The following is a 14,337-nucleotide window of genomic DNA, read 5'->3' on the forward strand; positions in this document are numbered from 1 at the left end:
CAAAGCCGGTCCACCGGAGAGCGAGGAAAAAGTGCCAAGTTTTATTGCCAAGCGACTTTTCCAAGCGATCATCGCACTGCTTGGCGTCGTGACGCTCATCTTTTTCCTGCAGCGGTTGACAGGCGATCCCGTCCTGCTGCTGGTACCGCAGGGCGCGACCCAGGCGGATATTGACGTAATGCGCACGGCCCTCGGTTTCGATCAGCCGCTTTATCTGCAGTATCTGCATTTTCTCGGTGGCCTCGCCCGCCTAGACCTCGGCCGCTCCTATGTCCAGAACCTACCGGTCAACGATATCCTCGCCAGCCGTATTCCCTATACGATGGAACTGGCTGCCGGGGCATTGGCGGTTGCCGTTGGCCTTGGCGTGCCAATCGGTGTCCTGATCGCCGTCAACCGAACCTCCTTTTTGTCGCGCTGGCTGATGGGCGTCGTCTTGATCGGACAGTCGATGCCAACCTTCTGGACGTCGATCCTGTTGATCATGGTATTTGGGGTTTGGTTGCGCTGGCTGCCACCATCGGGCGCCAGCGGTCTCTCGAGCCTGATAATGCCCTCCTTTGCGCTCGGTTTCCTGTCGATGGCAACTTTTGCCCGCGTGTCACGCACCGCCGTGCTCGATGAGCTTGGCAAGGACTACATCCGGACCGGTTATGCCAAGGGCCTGTCGACGGGCCGCATTGTCTTGCACCATATCTTGCGCAATGCGGCGGTGCCAATCGTGACCATCTCGGCCTTGGAGATCGCCAACCTGCTTACAGGCGCCATCATAATCGAAACGGTCTTCGCCTGGCCGGGCCTGGGACAACTCACCATCCAGGCAGTCAGCGCTCGTGATTTCTCCATCGTGCAGGGGATCGTGGTGATCGGCGCGGCTGCCGCCATCCTGCTGAACCTTGTCGCGGACTTTCTCTACAGCGTCATCGATCCGCGCATCCGATTGTCCGGGAGACGGCCATGAGCGTCGCGCTGGTACGGTGGAAGGCCGGCATGGTTGCAGGCGTGCCGGTCGGTGTCCTGCTCTCGGCGGCCGTTTTGCTGTCGATCGTCGCCGTTGCCGTCTTCGCTCCGCTCATTGCCCCCTACGATCCCTATGCGCAGAACCTGCTCGGGCGATTGAAGCCGCCGGGAACACTGGCCCGCAAGACACTCTATCTGCTTGGCTCTGACGAGCTCGGCCGTGATACGCTGAGCCGTCTCATCTACGGCGCCCGCGTCTCGCTTCTGGTGGCCATCGCCTCCGTCGTCTTGTCCGGCATCTTCGGCTGCGCCCTGGGCATGCTGGCGGCCTTCTACCGCGGCTGGACCGAAACCCTGATCATGCGCCTGGTCGATATCGTGCTGTCGGTACCGGCAATCCTGCTTGCGATTATCACCGTGGCGATCCTCGGGCCGGGACTTTTCAATGTCGTACTCATCCTGGCGCTTACGCGCTGGCCGCGCTACGCCCGTGTCGCCTATGGCCAGACGCTGTCGATAGTCACGATGCCCTACCTGCGCCTGTCGCGGTTCATGGGGGCAGGCTGGCTGCGCGTGCTTTGGCGGCATGTGCTGCCGAACATTGCCGGCGCGCTCATCGTTGTCGCTACGCTCGAGTTCGGATTGATGGTGTTGTTCGAGGCCGGGCTGTCCTTTCTCGGCCTTGGAGTGCAGCCACCGACCGCCAGCTGGGGCGCTATGCTCTCGGTCGGTCGCAACTACGTCGCCAATGCATGGTGGCTGTCGGTCATGCCAGGCTTCGCGCTTTTTCTTCTCGTCCTGTCTGTCAATTTCATCGGCGATTACCTGAGGGACCGCCTCGATCCACGGAGTCAGTGAGCACATGGTTGATTTTTCGCAAGATTACAAAGGCAAGCGCGTCATCGTCACCGGTGCGGCCGGCATCTTCGGCGGCTGGATCGCCGAGGCCTTCGCAGCAGCTGGCGCAACGCTGTTGGTCACCGATGCCGATACGCCACGGCTGGCCGCTGCGGCTTCGAAGCTGAGCGGCGGACCGCATCTTCAGAAGACGGCCGACCTCACCTCGGACGCAGACCTCAAGGCGCTGCTGGCTTTCGTTGCCGAGAGCTGGGGGACAGCCGATGTGCTGGTCAACAATGCCGGCATCTACCCATCCGGCTTCTTGCTCGACATTAGTATAGAGGACTGGGACCGGGTGTTCGATGTCAATGTCCGCGCGCCTTTCATCCTGTCACAAGGGGTCGCTCGCCAGATGATCGACAACGACGTCAAAGGCTCGATCATTAACATCTCCTCCGGGGCGTCGCGCAAGATGCGCAAGACCGTCGTGCCCTATTGCACCTCCAAGACGGCGCTCGACCGTCTGAACAAGGGATTTGCCATTGAACTCGCTGAGTTCGGCATCCGCGTTAACATCGTCGAGCCGGGATTTGCCCCAGGCAGCGATGTCAGCCACCTCACCCAGGAGCATATCGACACCGTGCTCAGCACTATTCCCCTCGGCCGTGTCTCGGCGCCAGAAGATGCGGCAACGGCCGTCCTCTATCTCGCCTCGGATGCCGCGAGCTACGTCACCGGCTCAACGCTTACGGTCGACGGGGGCAATTCGCTCGGATCGCTTGCCGTTTTTCAGACCAAAAAAACGGCACTGTAGACGGGGACCTGGACATGACGGAAGACGGTAAAACTGGTGCCTACGTGCCCTTCCCTCCTTATCAATGGCCTGAGGGCAAGCAGAGCGCGGCTTTGATCAGCGTTGATGTCGATGCCATCGCGCCCTTCCTGTGGGAACATCGCGAGGCAGTGCCGGATCGTCTTTCCCGACTTGAAATCCGCCGCTTCGGATTGCGTACCGGAATTGGCCGTATTCTCGACCTGTTTGCCGGCAAGGGAATAAGAGCCAGCTTCTTTGTCCCGGCCATTGTTGCCGAATTCGATCCGGACCTGCTGCCAGCGCTGCTCCAGGCCGGCCACGAAATCGGCCTACACGGTTACTTTCACGAGCTCGTCAAGGATATCGCCGACGACGAGTTCTCCGCAGCGTTGGGTGCCAGCCTCGAGCTGTTCGTCGCCCAGACCGGCAAAAAGCCGCTAGGCTTTCGCTCGCCAGCCTGGGAGATGACGCCGCATATGCTCGCCGAGGTAAATCGCGCCGGTCTTGCCTATGATTCGTCGCTGATGGGGTTTGACCATCCCTACGAGATCGACGGCATCGTCGAAATTCCAGTGCAATGGGCACTCGACGATGCAATCTTCTATAAATTTGAAAACAGCGGCAACGAACGCTGGGCACCTACCTCAAGCGCTGCGGTTTTGGCCGACTGGATAGCCGAATGGCAGGGGCTGCACCGTTTCGGCAGCCTATTCACGCTGACAATCCATGACTGGATTTCCGGCCGCGCGCAGCGCATCGACATGTTGGAGAAGCTGCTTGATACCATCGTGGCCGCGCCGACGGCGTGGATCGCTACCGGCGGGGAAATAGCCAAGCATCACGCGGGCTCGGGCAATCTTGGTCGCTTCGCCGTTGATGCCAATATTCCGGCATCGATTGAAACGCGACGCTTTGGACAAACCTCATGAATGAAACCTGGCAGATCGGCAAACGCGAAACGCGCGGCACGGGCGGCATCGTGGCATGCCAGAACTATGTCGCGGCGGAAGCAGGTGCCGCCGTGCTTTCGGCTGGCGGCAATGCCATCGATGCCGCCATCACCACGGCGCTGGTGCTCAGCGTCGTCGAACCATGGCTGTCCGGCATTGGTGGTGGGGGCTTCCTGTTGCGTGGCGATACAACCGGCGCAATCGATGTGCTCGACTTCAACGTGATCTCGCCTGCAGCCCTCGATCCGAGGGACTACCCGTTGGTAAAGGGCCGCGACGGCGACTGGTTCGACTGGCCGTCGGTAGAGGGCGACCGCAACCTGATCGGCTACGGCTCGATCTGCGTGCCGGGCGCCATAGCTGGCTTTGCCGAGGCGCTGGAGCGCTTCGGCACGCTTACCTTTGCAGAGGCACTGGCGCCGGCAATTGACCAGGCGCATCGCGGCTTGAAGCTGGACTGGTATGCCGCTCTTGCGTTGGCAATTGACGGCAGCAACCTGGCGCAGTTCGAGGGGGCCGCAGCGCTGTTCTTGCGTGATGGCCGCGCGCCGCGCGTGCCGGAAGGCGGCCGAACGACTTTCTTGCCGATGGCAGCCAAGGCGCTCACACTGGAGCGGCTGGCATATTCCGGAGCTACAGACTTCTATGAGGGCGAGATAGCCGACAGGATGGTGAGCGCCCTCAATGCCGGCGGCTCACCACTTTCCAAGCGGGATCTCCAAGCCTATGCGCCCCGCTGGCTGAGACCCCTGATACAACCTTTCGCCGGCCTTACGGTCAACGCGGTGCCTGGCCTGTCTGGCGGTCCCACTTTATGCGCAGCATTAGCCGAGCTGAGCGACACGCTGAGTGATGGCGATCCAACCGGCGGTCGGAACGCAGCAGCCTTCGCGGGCGCTCTGCGGCGGGCGACAGAGTATCGGCTCAGGAATCTGGGGCATGCCAACGGTGAAAGCTGCACCAGCCATATCAGCGTTGTCGACGCCGAGGGCACCATGGTTTCGCTGACCAACACACTGCTTTCGCGCTTCGGCTCGAAGGTGGTCGTGCCGGAGCTCGGATTTGCGCTCAACAATGGATTGATGTGGTTCGATCCCCGCCCGGGCCACCCCAATTCGATCGCCGCCGGCAGTCGGCCGCTGGCAAACATGAGCCCGATCATTGGCACGAGGGATGGACGGCCGGAGATCGCGCTGGGGGCAGCCGGCGGACGACAAATCGTCCCGGCCGTGACACAGATCCTCGCCTATGTTGCCGCCTTCGGCCTCTCGCTCGAAGAGGCCTTCAGCGTCACCCGCATCGATACCAGTGGAACGAAGGTGCGCGTCAATAGCGCTGCAGCAGGCGATGTGGCGACCTATCTCGCCAAGAGCTTCGAGGTTGAGATCATCGATGACGCACTCTATCCGGTCAACTTCGCAGTGCCGTCCGCTGTTATGCGGAAGAATGGCTTAAACAGCGGCATGGGCCATCCGAAAAACCCCTGGGCTGCAGCCCGCGAGGGGAGGATGCCATGACTCCGCCGGTCCTTAGCGTCGATGGGCTGCGTGTTACGATTGACGGCCGTCCCGTGGTCGACGGTGTGGATTTCTCGGTCGAGGCGGGGGAGATCGTCACGCTGGTGGGCGAATCCGGTTGCGGCAAGTCAATGACGGCTTTCGCAGTCATGGGTCTTTTGCCGCAAGTGGCTCGCCAGGAAGGTGGCAACATCTGGCTCGGCGGGGAACCCATCGGGAAAGGGAGGCGCAGTGGTCTACGTGGCACCAACATGGCGATGATTTTCCAAGAGCCGGTTGCCTCTCTCAATCCTCTGATGCCAATCGGTTGGCAGATCGCCGAATGCCTCATCGTCCACCGCCGCCTCACGCGCCGTGAGGCCAAGCGCCAGACGATCGCCATGCTGTCCGATGTCGGCATCCCGGAACCTGAGATCCGCTATAGGCAGTATCCCTTCGAGCTCTCCGGCGGCATGTGCCAGCGTGCCATGATTGCCATGGCGCTGATCACGCGCCCCAAGCTGCTGATCGCCGACGAACCAACGACGGCGCTCGATGTAACCATTCAGGCGCAGATCCTTGAATTGATGAAGCGCCTGCGGGACGAGACCAACACAGCAATCCTGCTCATCACCCATGACATGGGCGTGGTCGCCGACATCGCCGACCAGGTGGCGGTGATGTATGCGGGCCGCGTCGTCGAAACGGCGCCCGTCGACGACATTTTTGCGTGGCAGGCGCACCCATACACCAAGTTACTGCTTTCGACTATCCCGCGCCTTGATGGTGAGGCCAAGACATTGCTGCCGACCATTCGCGGCACAGTGCCGCGTATAGGCGACTGGCCGGTGGGCTGCCGATTTTCTACCCGCTGCCCGCTCGCCGATGATGACTGTCGAGAGGATCCGCCGCTCGCTCCAGCTGGTCTCGGCCGGCTAGCCGCCTGCTGGCATCAAGATCGAGTAGGAGGGCTGGCATGAGCAAAGCACTTCTGTCAGTCCGCGACCTACATGTGCATTTCCCGCTTGCGGCCGATTGGCTCGGGCGTCCGACAGGCTGGCTGAAGGCGGTCGATGGCGTCGACCTGGATATAGCTGAAGGCGAAAGCCTAGCGCTAGTCGGCGAGTCCGGTTGCGGCAAGTCGACACTGGGGGCCGCCATTCTCGGCATGCAGCAGCGCAGCTCCGGCCGGATCGTATTTGACGGCAGCGACCTGAACGACGACACAGCGCGCAGGCGTGCCGAGCGCTCTCGCGACATCCAGATCGTCTTTCAAGATCCGGTGTCGGCGCTCAACCCGCGCATGGCGATCGGCCGCAGCATAGCAGAGCCGCTTGACATTCATGGCATCGGCAGTCCACGCGAGCGGGCCGACCGTGTGTACGAGCTATTGGAGTTGGTCGGCCTCAACCTGACCGATGCAAAGCGCAAGCCGAATGCTTTTTCCGGCGGCCAGCGGCAGCGTATCGTAATCGCTCGGGCGATCGCGCTGCAGCCAAAACTGCTGATCCTCGACGAACCGGTGTCGGCGCTCGACGTGTCGATCCGCTCGCAGATCCTCAACCTGCTGCTTGAACTGCAGGGGCGACTGGGGCTTTCCTACCTGTTCATTTCCCATGATCTGTCAGTGGTCCGGCATTTTGCCGACCGGGTGGCCGTCATGTATCTCGGCCGTATTGCCGAGACAGGCGCGACACGGGACGTCTTTGCCGAGCCTATTCACCCCTATACCCAGGCGTTGCTGAGCGCCGTGCCACTGCCGGATCCTATTGCCCAACGTCGACGGCAGCGCGTCCTCCTCCATGGCGATCTACCAAGCCCGGCCAGTCCGCCTAAAGGCTGCCGCTTTTCGACGCGCTGCCCGATTGCAGAGCCCATCTGCCATGCAATTTCGCCTGGACTCGTGCCGGTGGGCGACAGCGGCCAAACCGCCGCCTGTCACATCAATGCCCCGGCCAAGCAGTTCGCAAGCCATCCATCCAAGGACCAACACAATTCGCCATCGGCATATAACGCCAAAAGCGACTTTAACAGGAGCTCGTCATGACCTTACGCAAACTGCTCGTCGTCGGCGCGAGCCTACTAGTTTTGCTGCCAGCGGCCAATGCCGCGCGAGCTGTCGACAAGCAGAGGTTCGTCGTCGATCTTGTCAACGAACCGTCGACCCTCGATCCGCAACTGCAGTGGAATCCTGACAGCTATTTCGTCTATCGCAACATCTTCGACAATCTGGTGACGCGCGACAATGCCGGCGCCATCGTCGGCGAGGTAGCAACCGCGTGGAAGCAGGTTTCCGACAAGCAGCTCGTCTTTACGCTGCGCGACGGCATCACTTTCCACGACGGCACGCCCCTGACGGCGACCGACGTCGCTTTCAGCGTCAATCGTATCATCGACCCAAAACTTGCAAGCCCTCAGATCAGCCAATTCAACAAGATCGCGAAGGCTGAAGCGACCGGTGAGCACGAGGTGACGTTGAGCCTTGCCAGCCCGTACCCAGCACTCCTGGCGCAGCTGACAAAACTCTCGATCGTCCCGAAGCATGTCGTCGAGGCGATCGGCAACGCTGCCTTTAACTTGGCGCCGGTCGGCAGCGGTCCCTACAAATTCGTTAAATGGGACCGCGGTGTCGCCGTGACATTGGATCGCAATGACAGCTACTGGGGCACGAAAGCTCCCTTCCCGCAGGCGATTTTCCGCGCCGTGCCGGATGCGTCGACCCGGCTCGCAGACCTTCAGTCCGGCACAGTCGATTTCGCGCGCGCCCTGACGTCCGACGAGGCGGCGCAGTTGGACGGCGCAGCCAATGTGAAGGCGATGCCTGTACTTACTGAGCGCCTCTCCTATATCCGCATCAATTCAGCAAAGCCGCCCTTCGACAATCCAGCGCTGCGTCAGGCGCTGGTCTATGCCATCGACAAGGACGGCATAACACAAGGTATTCTCGGCGGCCTCGACAAGCCGCTTGCTCAGATGGTGACACCGGCGCATTTCGGCTGGAGCGATAATGTTAAGGGCCTTGAATACGATCCAGACAAGGGCAAGGCGCTGATCGCCGCGGCCGGCAAACCACCAAAATTCCACCTGACGACTGGAGCGTTCTTCGACCAGCGCGTTGCAGAAGCTGTGCTGCAGGAATTGCAGGACGTAGGTTTCGATGTCGATATAGTTCAGGTGGACACCCCCACCTTCCTGCAGCTTATCCAAAAGGGGCCGGCTGATGGCCCCACCCTTGCCATCAGCACGTCCTCCTGCGCTTGCCAGGACGCCGACGGCGCCCTATCATCATTGTTCCGCTCCGGCAGCAGCTGGACAATTGCGGCAAAGCCGGAAATCGACAGGCTGCTAGACGAAGCCGGCGCTTCCTCAGACGACAAGCTCCGCCTGGCCGATTACCAAAAAGTCTCGGACTGGATCGCCAAGGACATCCCCACTGTGCCGCTTTACCGAATGGTGGCGATCTACGGCGCAGCAAAGCCCTTGAATTTCAAGCCGACGCCCAACGAAAGCTTCTTTATCAATCGCATGAGTTGGGGTGACTAACTATCTCACCAGAACGCTACCAAATTCGATTGGGGCCCAAAGGCCCCTTTCCACGCCGATTAGTTGAACGGACGCATTACTATCTAGCTATCAGCACACCCTTAAAGATCTGAGTAGAAATGCAGGCCCTATGACCATATCTATGTCTTGATTGATATCCGCTTCCAAGACGTTCGTGCTGAAATAGCTGAGACTTGAAGCCGGCTTGTCGCACCATTTCCGATGGTAGCAATTATTGCCTAGTGTTTTCGCTGGATAGTCGCCCTTTAGACCGGGCGAGCGAACCGTTTGCGTCGGCAATTTGATTTAGTATTAATTGGTCTTGATGGGTTTGAACCGGCGGCCACTCAGTGTGTGCACGGTTTTTTCCAACAATGTCAGAGGATTGAAGCGTAAGGCTGATTTTTATGGAACCATAAGTTACGGCTCGTATGCAGCGGCTAAATGGACATCTCAAATAGATGCGAATCAACTACTCTATCGGTTCAAGGGCTCTGCTATCCAATCAACGGGCATAGAAATGATGGACCGGACCGCGTCCCTTGCCTATCCGCAAATCCTGACCTGCCGTCAGAGCCGCGTGCAGGTAGTCTTTTGCCATTCCAACCGAGGTTGGAAGATCAAATCCGTGCGCCAGCTGGGCGGCGATCGCTGCCGACAGGGTGCAGCCGGTTCCGTGACTGTTGGGTGTTTCCAGACGCGGTGATTTGAAGGCATGGAATGCCCCGTCAGTGGTCAGCAGCGTGTCGACGCATTCGCTACCCTGGCCATGGCCGCCTTTGATCAGCACCGCGCGGGCATTCTCTTTTTGCAGCTGCAGGGCCTGCCGAGAGACCTCTTCAGGGGTTTCCGCCAGCGGCAGGCCTGTCAGTATGGCGGCCTCGAAAAGGTTCGGGGTGATGAGATCGGCTCTCGGCATCATTGCAAGCTTCAGTGCCGCCACGGCATCGTCGCGGAGCAACCTGTCACCTGACGTTGCCACCATGACGGGATCGAGCACGACAGGTCCTTCGAAATGCCGCAGGCCTTCAGCGACGGTCCGGATGATGTCGTAGCTCGCCAGCATGCCGATCTTGATCGCGTTCACCTGAAGGTCGTCCAGCACTGCCTGCATCTGTGCTGCGACCATGGAAACGGAAATATCCTCTATCGCAAAAACGCCCAACGTGTTCTGCGCCGTGACGGCGGTCAGTACGCTTGCGCCGTAAACGCCGAGCGCGGAGAATGTCTTGAGGTCCGCCTGGATGCCGGCGCCGCCGCCGCTGTCCGATCCGGCGATGGTAAGGGCTATCAGTGTCATTTCTCGATTTCCGCACGTCTCCACAGTGCCGTTGCTGCCAGCCATTGCCGGGTTCGGCCTTCCGGGTCTTCATGAAGGGTGATGTCGGTAACGACAGCTGCGCACGCCGCCCCCTGCTCCAGCACCAGCGGTCCCCGTTCGGCAGTGATGCCGCCGATGGCAACCAGCGGAAGATCGCCGATCCGGCGCTTCCACTCGGCAACCCGCTCGATCCCCTGTGGTTGCCATTTCATCTTCTTGAGGATGGTCGGCCAGACGGGCCCAAGCGCGACGTAATCCGGTCGAGCGCTAAGCGCCGTCTCGAGTTCGGCGACATCGTGGGTGGAAAGCCCGAGCCTCAAGCCGGCCGCGCGAATGGCGGCAAGGTCCGCCCCGAAAAGATCCTCCTGTCCGAGATGGACGAAGTCGCATTCCTCGTCGATCGCCAGTTGCCAGTAATCGTTGACGATAAGCTGGCATCCGTGAGCTAGGCACAAGATCCTTGCGCGCCGGATTTCCCGCCGCAGCTCGGTCTCAGACTTGTCCTTGACGCGCAACTGCACGAGTTTCACGCCGAGCGGCACCAGGCGCTCGATCCAGTCGGCACTGTCGACGAGGAGGTAGAAGGGATCGAACCTCATTGAAACACCGCCTTGCCGATGACGGGTGTCGAGGGAACGGCCATGTCACGCGGCTCCAGCATGCCGGACAGATAGGCAAGCCGGCCGGCATCGACGGCTTTCGCAAAAGCCTCGGCCATGACAGGCGGATCGCCGGCCATGGCGACGGCGGTGTTGAGCAGAACGGCGTCGTAACCCAGTTCCATGACCACAGCCGCATGCGACGGCCGCCCGAGGCCGGCATCGATGATCAGCGGGATCGCGGGGAAGGCCGCCCTGAAGGCAACGAGCGCCGACGCATTGCGCGGACCCGCCGCCGAACCGATCGGCGCGCACCAGGGCATCAGCACCTGGCAACCGGAAGCCAGCAGTTTTTCCGCAACGACAAGATCGTCCGTGGTGTAGGGAAAGACGCAAAACCCCTCGCTGCTGAGGATCCGCGCGGCTTCGACCAGCTCGAATACGTCAGGCTGCAGACTGTCGTGATTGCCGATGACTTCCAGCTTGATCCAGTCTGTCGCGAAGATCTCCCTTGCCATCCTGGCAGTCAGAATGGCCTCCGAGGCACTATGGCATCCGGCCGTGTTGGGCAGGACACGCACCCCGAGTTGACGGATGAGTTCGAAAAATGCGCCCCCGGTCCTGCCGCCGGAGGTCTCGCGGCGAAGCGACACGGTGACGATCTCGGCACCCGACCGCCTGACCGCCTCGCCCAGCACCGCCGGCGACGGGTAACGCGCCGTTCCGAGCAGCAGGCGCAACGACAGTTCGGTATCGTAAAGTTTCAGCATCGATCAGCCCCCCTGCATGGGCGACAGGATTTCGATCCGATCGCCGTCTTCGAGGCGCCTGTCTGCCCGATCCTCGCGGTGCACGAGATCGCCATTGACTGCTGTTGCCAGCCACTCGCCTTCGTATTCGAGGACAGCAAGCAGCTCCGCCAGCGTTGCCGCCTCCAGAGCCTGGGCTTCACCATTGACGATGAGTTGTTTCATCGGGAAAACTCCTTCCTGGTGGACATGCCATTGGAAAGGCGTGTTGCGGCCTTCACGGCCATGGCGGGTGCCAGCAGAAAACCGTGGCGATGCATGCCGGCAATCGCCAGCCCCTCCCCGGTTTCAACCACGCGCGGGACATTGTCGGCGAAGGCCGGACGGATACCGACACCGGTTTCCACCAGCCGCGCCTCGCCGAAGGCGGGATGAAGCGCGTAGGCCGCATTGAGCAGCTCCATCAGCGAGCGGGCCGAAATCGGCCCGTCATCCTCCGTCTCGATCATCGTTGCACCGACCATGAAGCGGTGGTTGTCGCGCGGGACAACATAGATCGGATGGCGGGGATGCAGCATCCGCACCGGCCGCGACAAACTGATCTCCCCGGTTTCCAGATGCAGCATTTCGCCCCGTACGCCCCGCAATCCCGTAATGTGGGGGATAGCCGCCGGTCCGGTGCAATCGATTGTGGAAGTGTAGTGCCGTTCAGGCAGCTGGCTGGCACCGAAGTGAAACCGGCTGCCGCTGCGGACGACAGCTTCGGCCAGGCCGATCAGCGCCCGCCGCGGATCGAGATGGGCTTCAGACGAAAAGAACAGCCCCTTTTCGAACCGCCCGCCAAGCGATGGCTCGAGCTCGGCGATGGCGTCCCGGTCGACCCAGACGTGGCCAGTCGTGCGGGATGCAGACCGGACGAGATCCGGCATGTCGCGCGGCTGCGCCACCACCAGCGTACCGTTGCGGACGACCTCGCCCGGTACGGCGTCGCTCCACCAATCGGCAGCTCCCCGGCCCAGTGCCAGAACGCTCCCGTCCGACGCCTCTCCTTCGCAATAGGGCGCAAGCATTCCGCCGGCGAAGAACGAGGCCCCGAGTCCTGCTGCATCCCGGCAATCGACGATATCGACCTCATGGCCGCGCTTGCGCAGTTCATAGGCGACGGTCAGTCCGGCGACACCGGCACCCCTGACAAGAAACCCCGCCATCACGCTTCACCGGCTATCGTCTTGGCTGGATTTTCCACCGGCATGTAGAGATCTCCGCCGTCACGATATCTGGCAGCCATCGCCTCCAGCCCCTCCTTCTGCGCTTCGGCACGGATCTCGTGCGAGATCTTCATGGAACAGAATTTGGGTCCGCACATGGAGCAGAAATGCGCCACCTTGTGCGCCTCCTTCGGCAGCGTCTGGTCGTGGAAGCTTCGAGCCGTATCCGGGTCGAGCGACAGATTGAACTGGTCCTCCCAGCGGAATTCGAACCGGGCACGCGACAGTGCATCGTCGCGCAGGCGTGCGCCCGGGTGTCCCTTGGCGAGATCGGCAGCATGTGCGGCGATCTTGTAGGTGATGACGCCGGTCTTGACGTCGTCACGGTCCGGCAAGCCCAGGTGCTCTTTCGGCGTCACGTAGCAGAGCATGGCGGTGCCGAACCAGCCAATCATCGCGGCCCCGATCGCCGACGTGATGTGGTCGTAGCCGGGAGCGACATCGGTGGTGAGCGGTCCAAGCGTGTAGAACGGGGCCTCGCCGCAGGTCTGCAACTGCTTGTCCATGTTCTCCTTGATCTTGTGCATCGGAACATGTCCCGGCCCTTCGATCATCACCTGACAATCCTTTGCCCATGCGATTTTCGTCAGTTCGCCCAACGTCTCAAGCTCCGCGAACTGGGCGGCATCGTTGGCATCGGCAATCGAACCCGGGCGCAGCCCATCCCCCAGCGAAAAGGTCACGTCATAGGCGCGGGCAATGTCGCAGATCTCGTCGAAGTGCTCGTAGAGAAAGCTTTCGCGGTGGTGGTGCAGGCACCACTTGGCCATGATCGACCCGCCGCGCGACACGATGCCGGTCACGCGGTTTACAGTCAGGTGGATATAGGCGAGACGGACGCCGGCATGGATGGTGAAATAATCGACGCCCTGTTCGGCCTGCTCGATGAGTGTGTCGCGATAGACCTCCCAGGAAAGATTCTCGGCAATGCCACCGACTTTTTCCAAAGCCTGATAGAGCGGCACGGTGCCGATCGGCGCCGGCGAATTGCGGATGATCCAGTCGCGGATATTGTGGATGTTGCGACCGGTCGACAGGTCCATCACCGTATCGGCGCCCCAGCGGATCGCCCAGACCATCTTCTCGACCTCCGCCTCCATGGACGAGGTGACGGCAGAGTTGCCGATATTGGCGTTGATCTTCACCAGAAAATTACGACCGATGATCATCGGCTCGCTTTCCGGATGGTTGATATTGGCCGGAATGACGGCGCGACCCTCGGCCACCTCGCGGCGCACAAATTCCGGCGTGACGAAATCCGGGATCTGAGCGCCAAAACTCTCGCCGTCCCGCACCGAGGTTTCACGGCCAGCCTGGCGTCCGAGATTTTCGCGGATGGCAATGAATTCCATCTCGGGCGTGCTGACGCCGGCGCGGGCATAGGCAAGCTGGGTGATAGCCCGCCCGGCAACGGCTTTCAGAGGTGCATGACGAACCGGAAATTCCGGCGTCAACCGCTCGCCGGTGGCAAAGCTGTTGTCCTCCGGTAAGACATGGCGTCCCTCATAGCGCTCGACATCGCCGCGCGACACAACCCAGCTTTCGCGCAGCCGCGAAAGGCCGCCGTTGATGGCAACGGTATGGTCCGGATCGGTATATGGACCGGAACTGTCGTAGACGATGACAGGCGGTTCCCCCGCAGTCGGATGCAAGGCGATCTCGCGCATCGGAACGCGAATGTGCGAGTATTGCTGGCCTTCGACATGGATTTTGCGGGAGGCTGGGAATGTGCCCGAGGTGACCATCGGGCTTTGGTTTTCAGCGGCAATATTCATCGTGAGGCTCCAAGTTTGCGTT

The 14,337-nt window shown here is 61.1% G+C and carries 14 protein-coding genes; 8 read left to right on the top strand and 6 right to left on the bottom strand.

The window, feature by feature from the left end:
• Positions 1-31: 31 nt before the first annotated feature.
• Genes PR017_RS18305 through PR017_RS18340 form a run of 8 tightly spaced genes read left to right on the top strand, consistent with a single transcriptional unit; the run spans position 32 to position 8,603 of the window.
• Entirely contained in the window at positions 32-961 is a 930-nt protein-coding gene (locus tag PR017_RS18305) for an ABC transporter permease (RefSeq protein ID WP_111218151.1), read from the top strand.
• A complete protein-coding gene (locus tag PR017_RS18310) occupies positions 958-1,818 on the top strand; it encodes an ABC transporter permease (RefSeq protein WP_111218153.1) in 861 nt (286 codons plus the stop codon). The genes PR017_RS18305 and PR017_RS18310 overlap by 4 nt, the downstream gene beginning before the upstream one ends.
• 4 nt (positions 1,819-1,822) lie before the next feature.
• On the top strand, positions 1,823-2,614 hold the full coding sequence (locus PR017_RS18315; protein WP_111218155.1) for an SDR family NAD(P)-dependent oxidoreductase: 792 nt from the start codon (positions 1,823-1,825) through the stop codon (positions 2,612-2,614).
• 14 nt (positions 2,615-2,628) lie between these two features.
• Entirely contained in the window at positions 2,629-3,543 is a 915-nt protein-coding gene (locus tag PR017_RS18320; protein ID WP_111218157.1) for a polysaccharide deacetylase family protein, read from the top strand.
• A complete protein-coding gene (locus PR017_RS18325; RefSeq protein ID WP_111218159.1) occupies positions 3,540-5,081 on the top strand; it encodes a gamma-glutamyltransferase family protein in 1,542 nt (513 codons plus the stop codon). The genes PR017_RS18320 and PR017_RS18325 overlap by 4 nt, the downstream gene beginning before the upstream one ends.
• Positions 5,078-6,040: an ABC transporter ATP-binding protein gene (locus PR017_RS18330; protein ID WP_111218161.1), complete on the top strand. Its 963-nt coding sequence runs from the start codon at positions 5,078-5,080 to the stop codon at positions 6,038-6,040. Before PR017_RS18325 ends, PR017_RS18330 begins: the two co-directional genes overlap by 4 nt.
• Complete coding sequence (locus tag PR017_RS18335; protein WP_111218163.1) at positions 6,037-7,107, top strand: ABC transporter ATP-binding protein; 1,071 nt, start codon at positions 6,037-6,039, stop codon at positions 7,105-7,107. The genes PR017_RS18330 and PR017_RS18335 overlap by 4 nt, the downstream gene beginning before the upstream one ends.
• A complete protein-coding gene (locus tag PR017_RS18340) occupies positions 7,104-8,603 on the top strand; it encodes an ABC transporter substrate-binding protein (RefSeq protein ID WP_111218165.1) in 1,500 nt (499 codons plus the stop codon). The genes PR017_RS18335 and PR017_RS18340 overlap by 4 nt, the downstream gene beginning before the upstream one ends.
• 505 nt (positions 8,604-9,108) lie before the next feature.
• Here the strand turns inward: PR017_RS18340 and thiD are convergent.
• The 6 genes from thiD to thiC are packed head-to-tail and all read right to left on the bottom strand — an operon-like array spanning position 9,109 to position 14,315.
• Positions 9,109-9,903, bottom strand: a complete 795-nt coding sequence (gene thiD, locus PR017_RS18345) for a bifunctional hydroxymethylpyrimidine kinase/phosphomethylpyrimidine kinase (RefSeq protein WP_111218168.1) — start codon at positions 9,901-9,903, stop codon at positions 9,109-9,111.
• Complete coding sequence (locus tag PR017_RS18350; protein WP_111218170.1) at positions 9,900-10,523, bottom strand: thiamine phosphate synthase; 624 nt, start codon at positions 10,521-10,523, stop codon at positions 9,900-9,902. Before PR017_RS18350 ends, thiD begins: the two co-directional genes overlap by 4 nt.
• Positions 10,520-11,293 carry a thiazole synthase gene (locus PR017_RS18355; protein WP_111218172.1) on the bottom strand — a complete coding sequence of 258 codons (774 nt, stop codon included), beginning with the start codon at positions 11,291-11,293 and terminating at the stop codon, positions 10,520-10,522. The genes PR017_RS18350 and PR017_RS18355 overlap by 4 nt, the downstream gene beginning before the upstream one ends.
• Positions 11,294-11,296: 3 nt before the next feature.
• Positions 11,297-11,497: a sulfur carrier protein ThiS gene (thiS, locus tag PR017_RS18360; RefSeq protein WP_111218174.1), complete on the bottom strand. Its 201-nt coding sequence runs from the start codon at positions 11,495-11,497 to the stop codon at positions 11,297-11,299.
• Positions 11,494-12,480, bottom strand: a complete 987-nt coding sequence (locus PR017_RS18365; RefSeq protein ID WP_111218176.1) for an FAD-dependent oxidoreductase — start codon at positions 12,478-12,480, stop codon at positions 11,494-11,496. Before PR017_RS18365 ends, thiS begins: the two co-directional genes overlap by 4 nt.
• A complete protein-coding gene (gene thiC, locus PR017_RS18370) occupies positions 12,480-14,315 on the bottom strand; it encodes a phosphomethylpyrimidine synthase ThiC (protein ID WP_111218178.1) in 1,836 nt (611 codons plus the stop codon). The genes PR017_RS18365 and thiC overlap by 1 nt, the downstream gene beginning before the upstream one ends.
• Between the last annotated feature and the right edge of the window lie 22 nt (positions 14,316-14,337).

The organism is Rhizobium tumorigenes (assembly GCF_003240565.2).
GTDB lineage: Bacteria > Pseudomonadota > Alphaproteobacteria > Rhizobiales > Rhizobiaceae > Rhizobium > Rhizobium tumorigenes.

What these genes read in the sequence shown, in the direction of transcription:
- PR017_RS18310 (WP_111218153.1), top strand. Translation starts at nt 958, where the DNA reads ATGAGCGTCGCGCTGGTACGGTGGAAGGCCGGCATGGTTGCAGGCGTG.
- PR017_RS18325 (WP_111218159.1), top strand. Translation starts at nt 3,540, where the DNA reads ATGAATGAAACCTGGCAGATCGGCAAACGCGAAACGCGCGGCACGGGC.
- PR017_RS18340 (WP_111218165.1), top strand. Translation starts at nt 7,104, where the DNA reads ATGACCTTACGCAAACTGCTCGTCGTCGGCGCGAGCCTACTAGTTTTG.
- PR017_RS18330 (WP_111218161.1), top strand. Translation starts at nt 5,078, where the DNA reads ATGACTCCGCCGGTCCTTAGCGTCGATGGGCTGCGTGTTACGATTGAC.
- PR017_RS18365 (WP_111218176.1), bottom strand. Translation starts at nt 12,480, where the DNA reads ATGGCGGGGTTTCTTGTCAGGGGTGCCGGTGTCGCCGGACTGACCGTC.
- PR017_RS18355 (WP_111218172.1), bottom strand. Translation starts at nt 11,293, where the DNA reads ATGCTGAAACTTTACGATACCGAACTGTCGTTGCGCCTGCTGCTCGGA.
- PR017_RS18315 (WP_111218155.1), top strand. Translation starts at nt 1,823, where the DNA reads ATGGTTGATTTTTCGCAAGATTACAAAGGCAAGCGCGTCATCGTCACC.
- thiC (WP_111218178.1), bottom strand. Translation starts at nt 14,315, where the DNA reads ATGAATATTGCCGCTGAAAACCAAAGCCCGATGGTCACCTCGGGCACA.
- thiS (WP_111218174.1), bottom strand. Translation starts at nt 11,497, where the DNA reads ATGAAACAACTCATCGTCAATGGTGAAGCCCAGGCTCTGGAGGCGGCA.
- PR017_RS18335 (WP_111218163.1), top strand. Translation starts at nt 6,037, where the DNA reads ATGAGCAAAGCACTTCTGTCAGTCCGCGACCTACATGTGCATTTCCCG.
- PR017_RS18350 (WP_111218170.1), bottom strand. Translation starts at nt 10,523, where the DNA reads ATGAGGTTCGATCCCTTCTACCTCCTCGTCGACAGTGCCGACTGGATC.
- thiD (WP_111218168.1), bottom strand. Translation starts at nt 9,903, where the DNA reads ATGACACTGATAGCCCTTACCATCGCCGGATCGGACAGCGGCGGCGGC.
- PR017_RS18320 (WP_111218157.1), top strand. Translation starts at nt 2,629, where the DNA reads ATGACGGAAGACGGTAAAACTGGTGCCTACGTGCCCTTCCCTCCTTAT.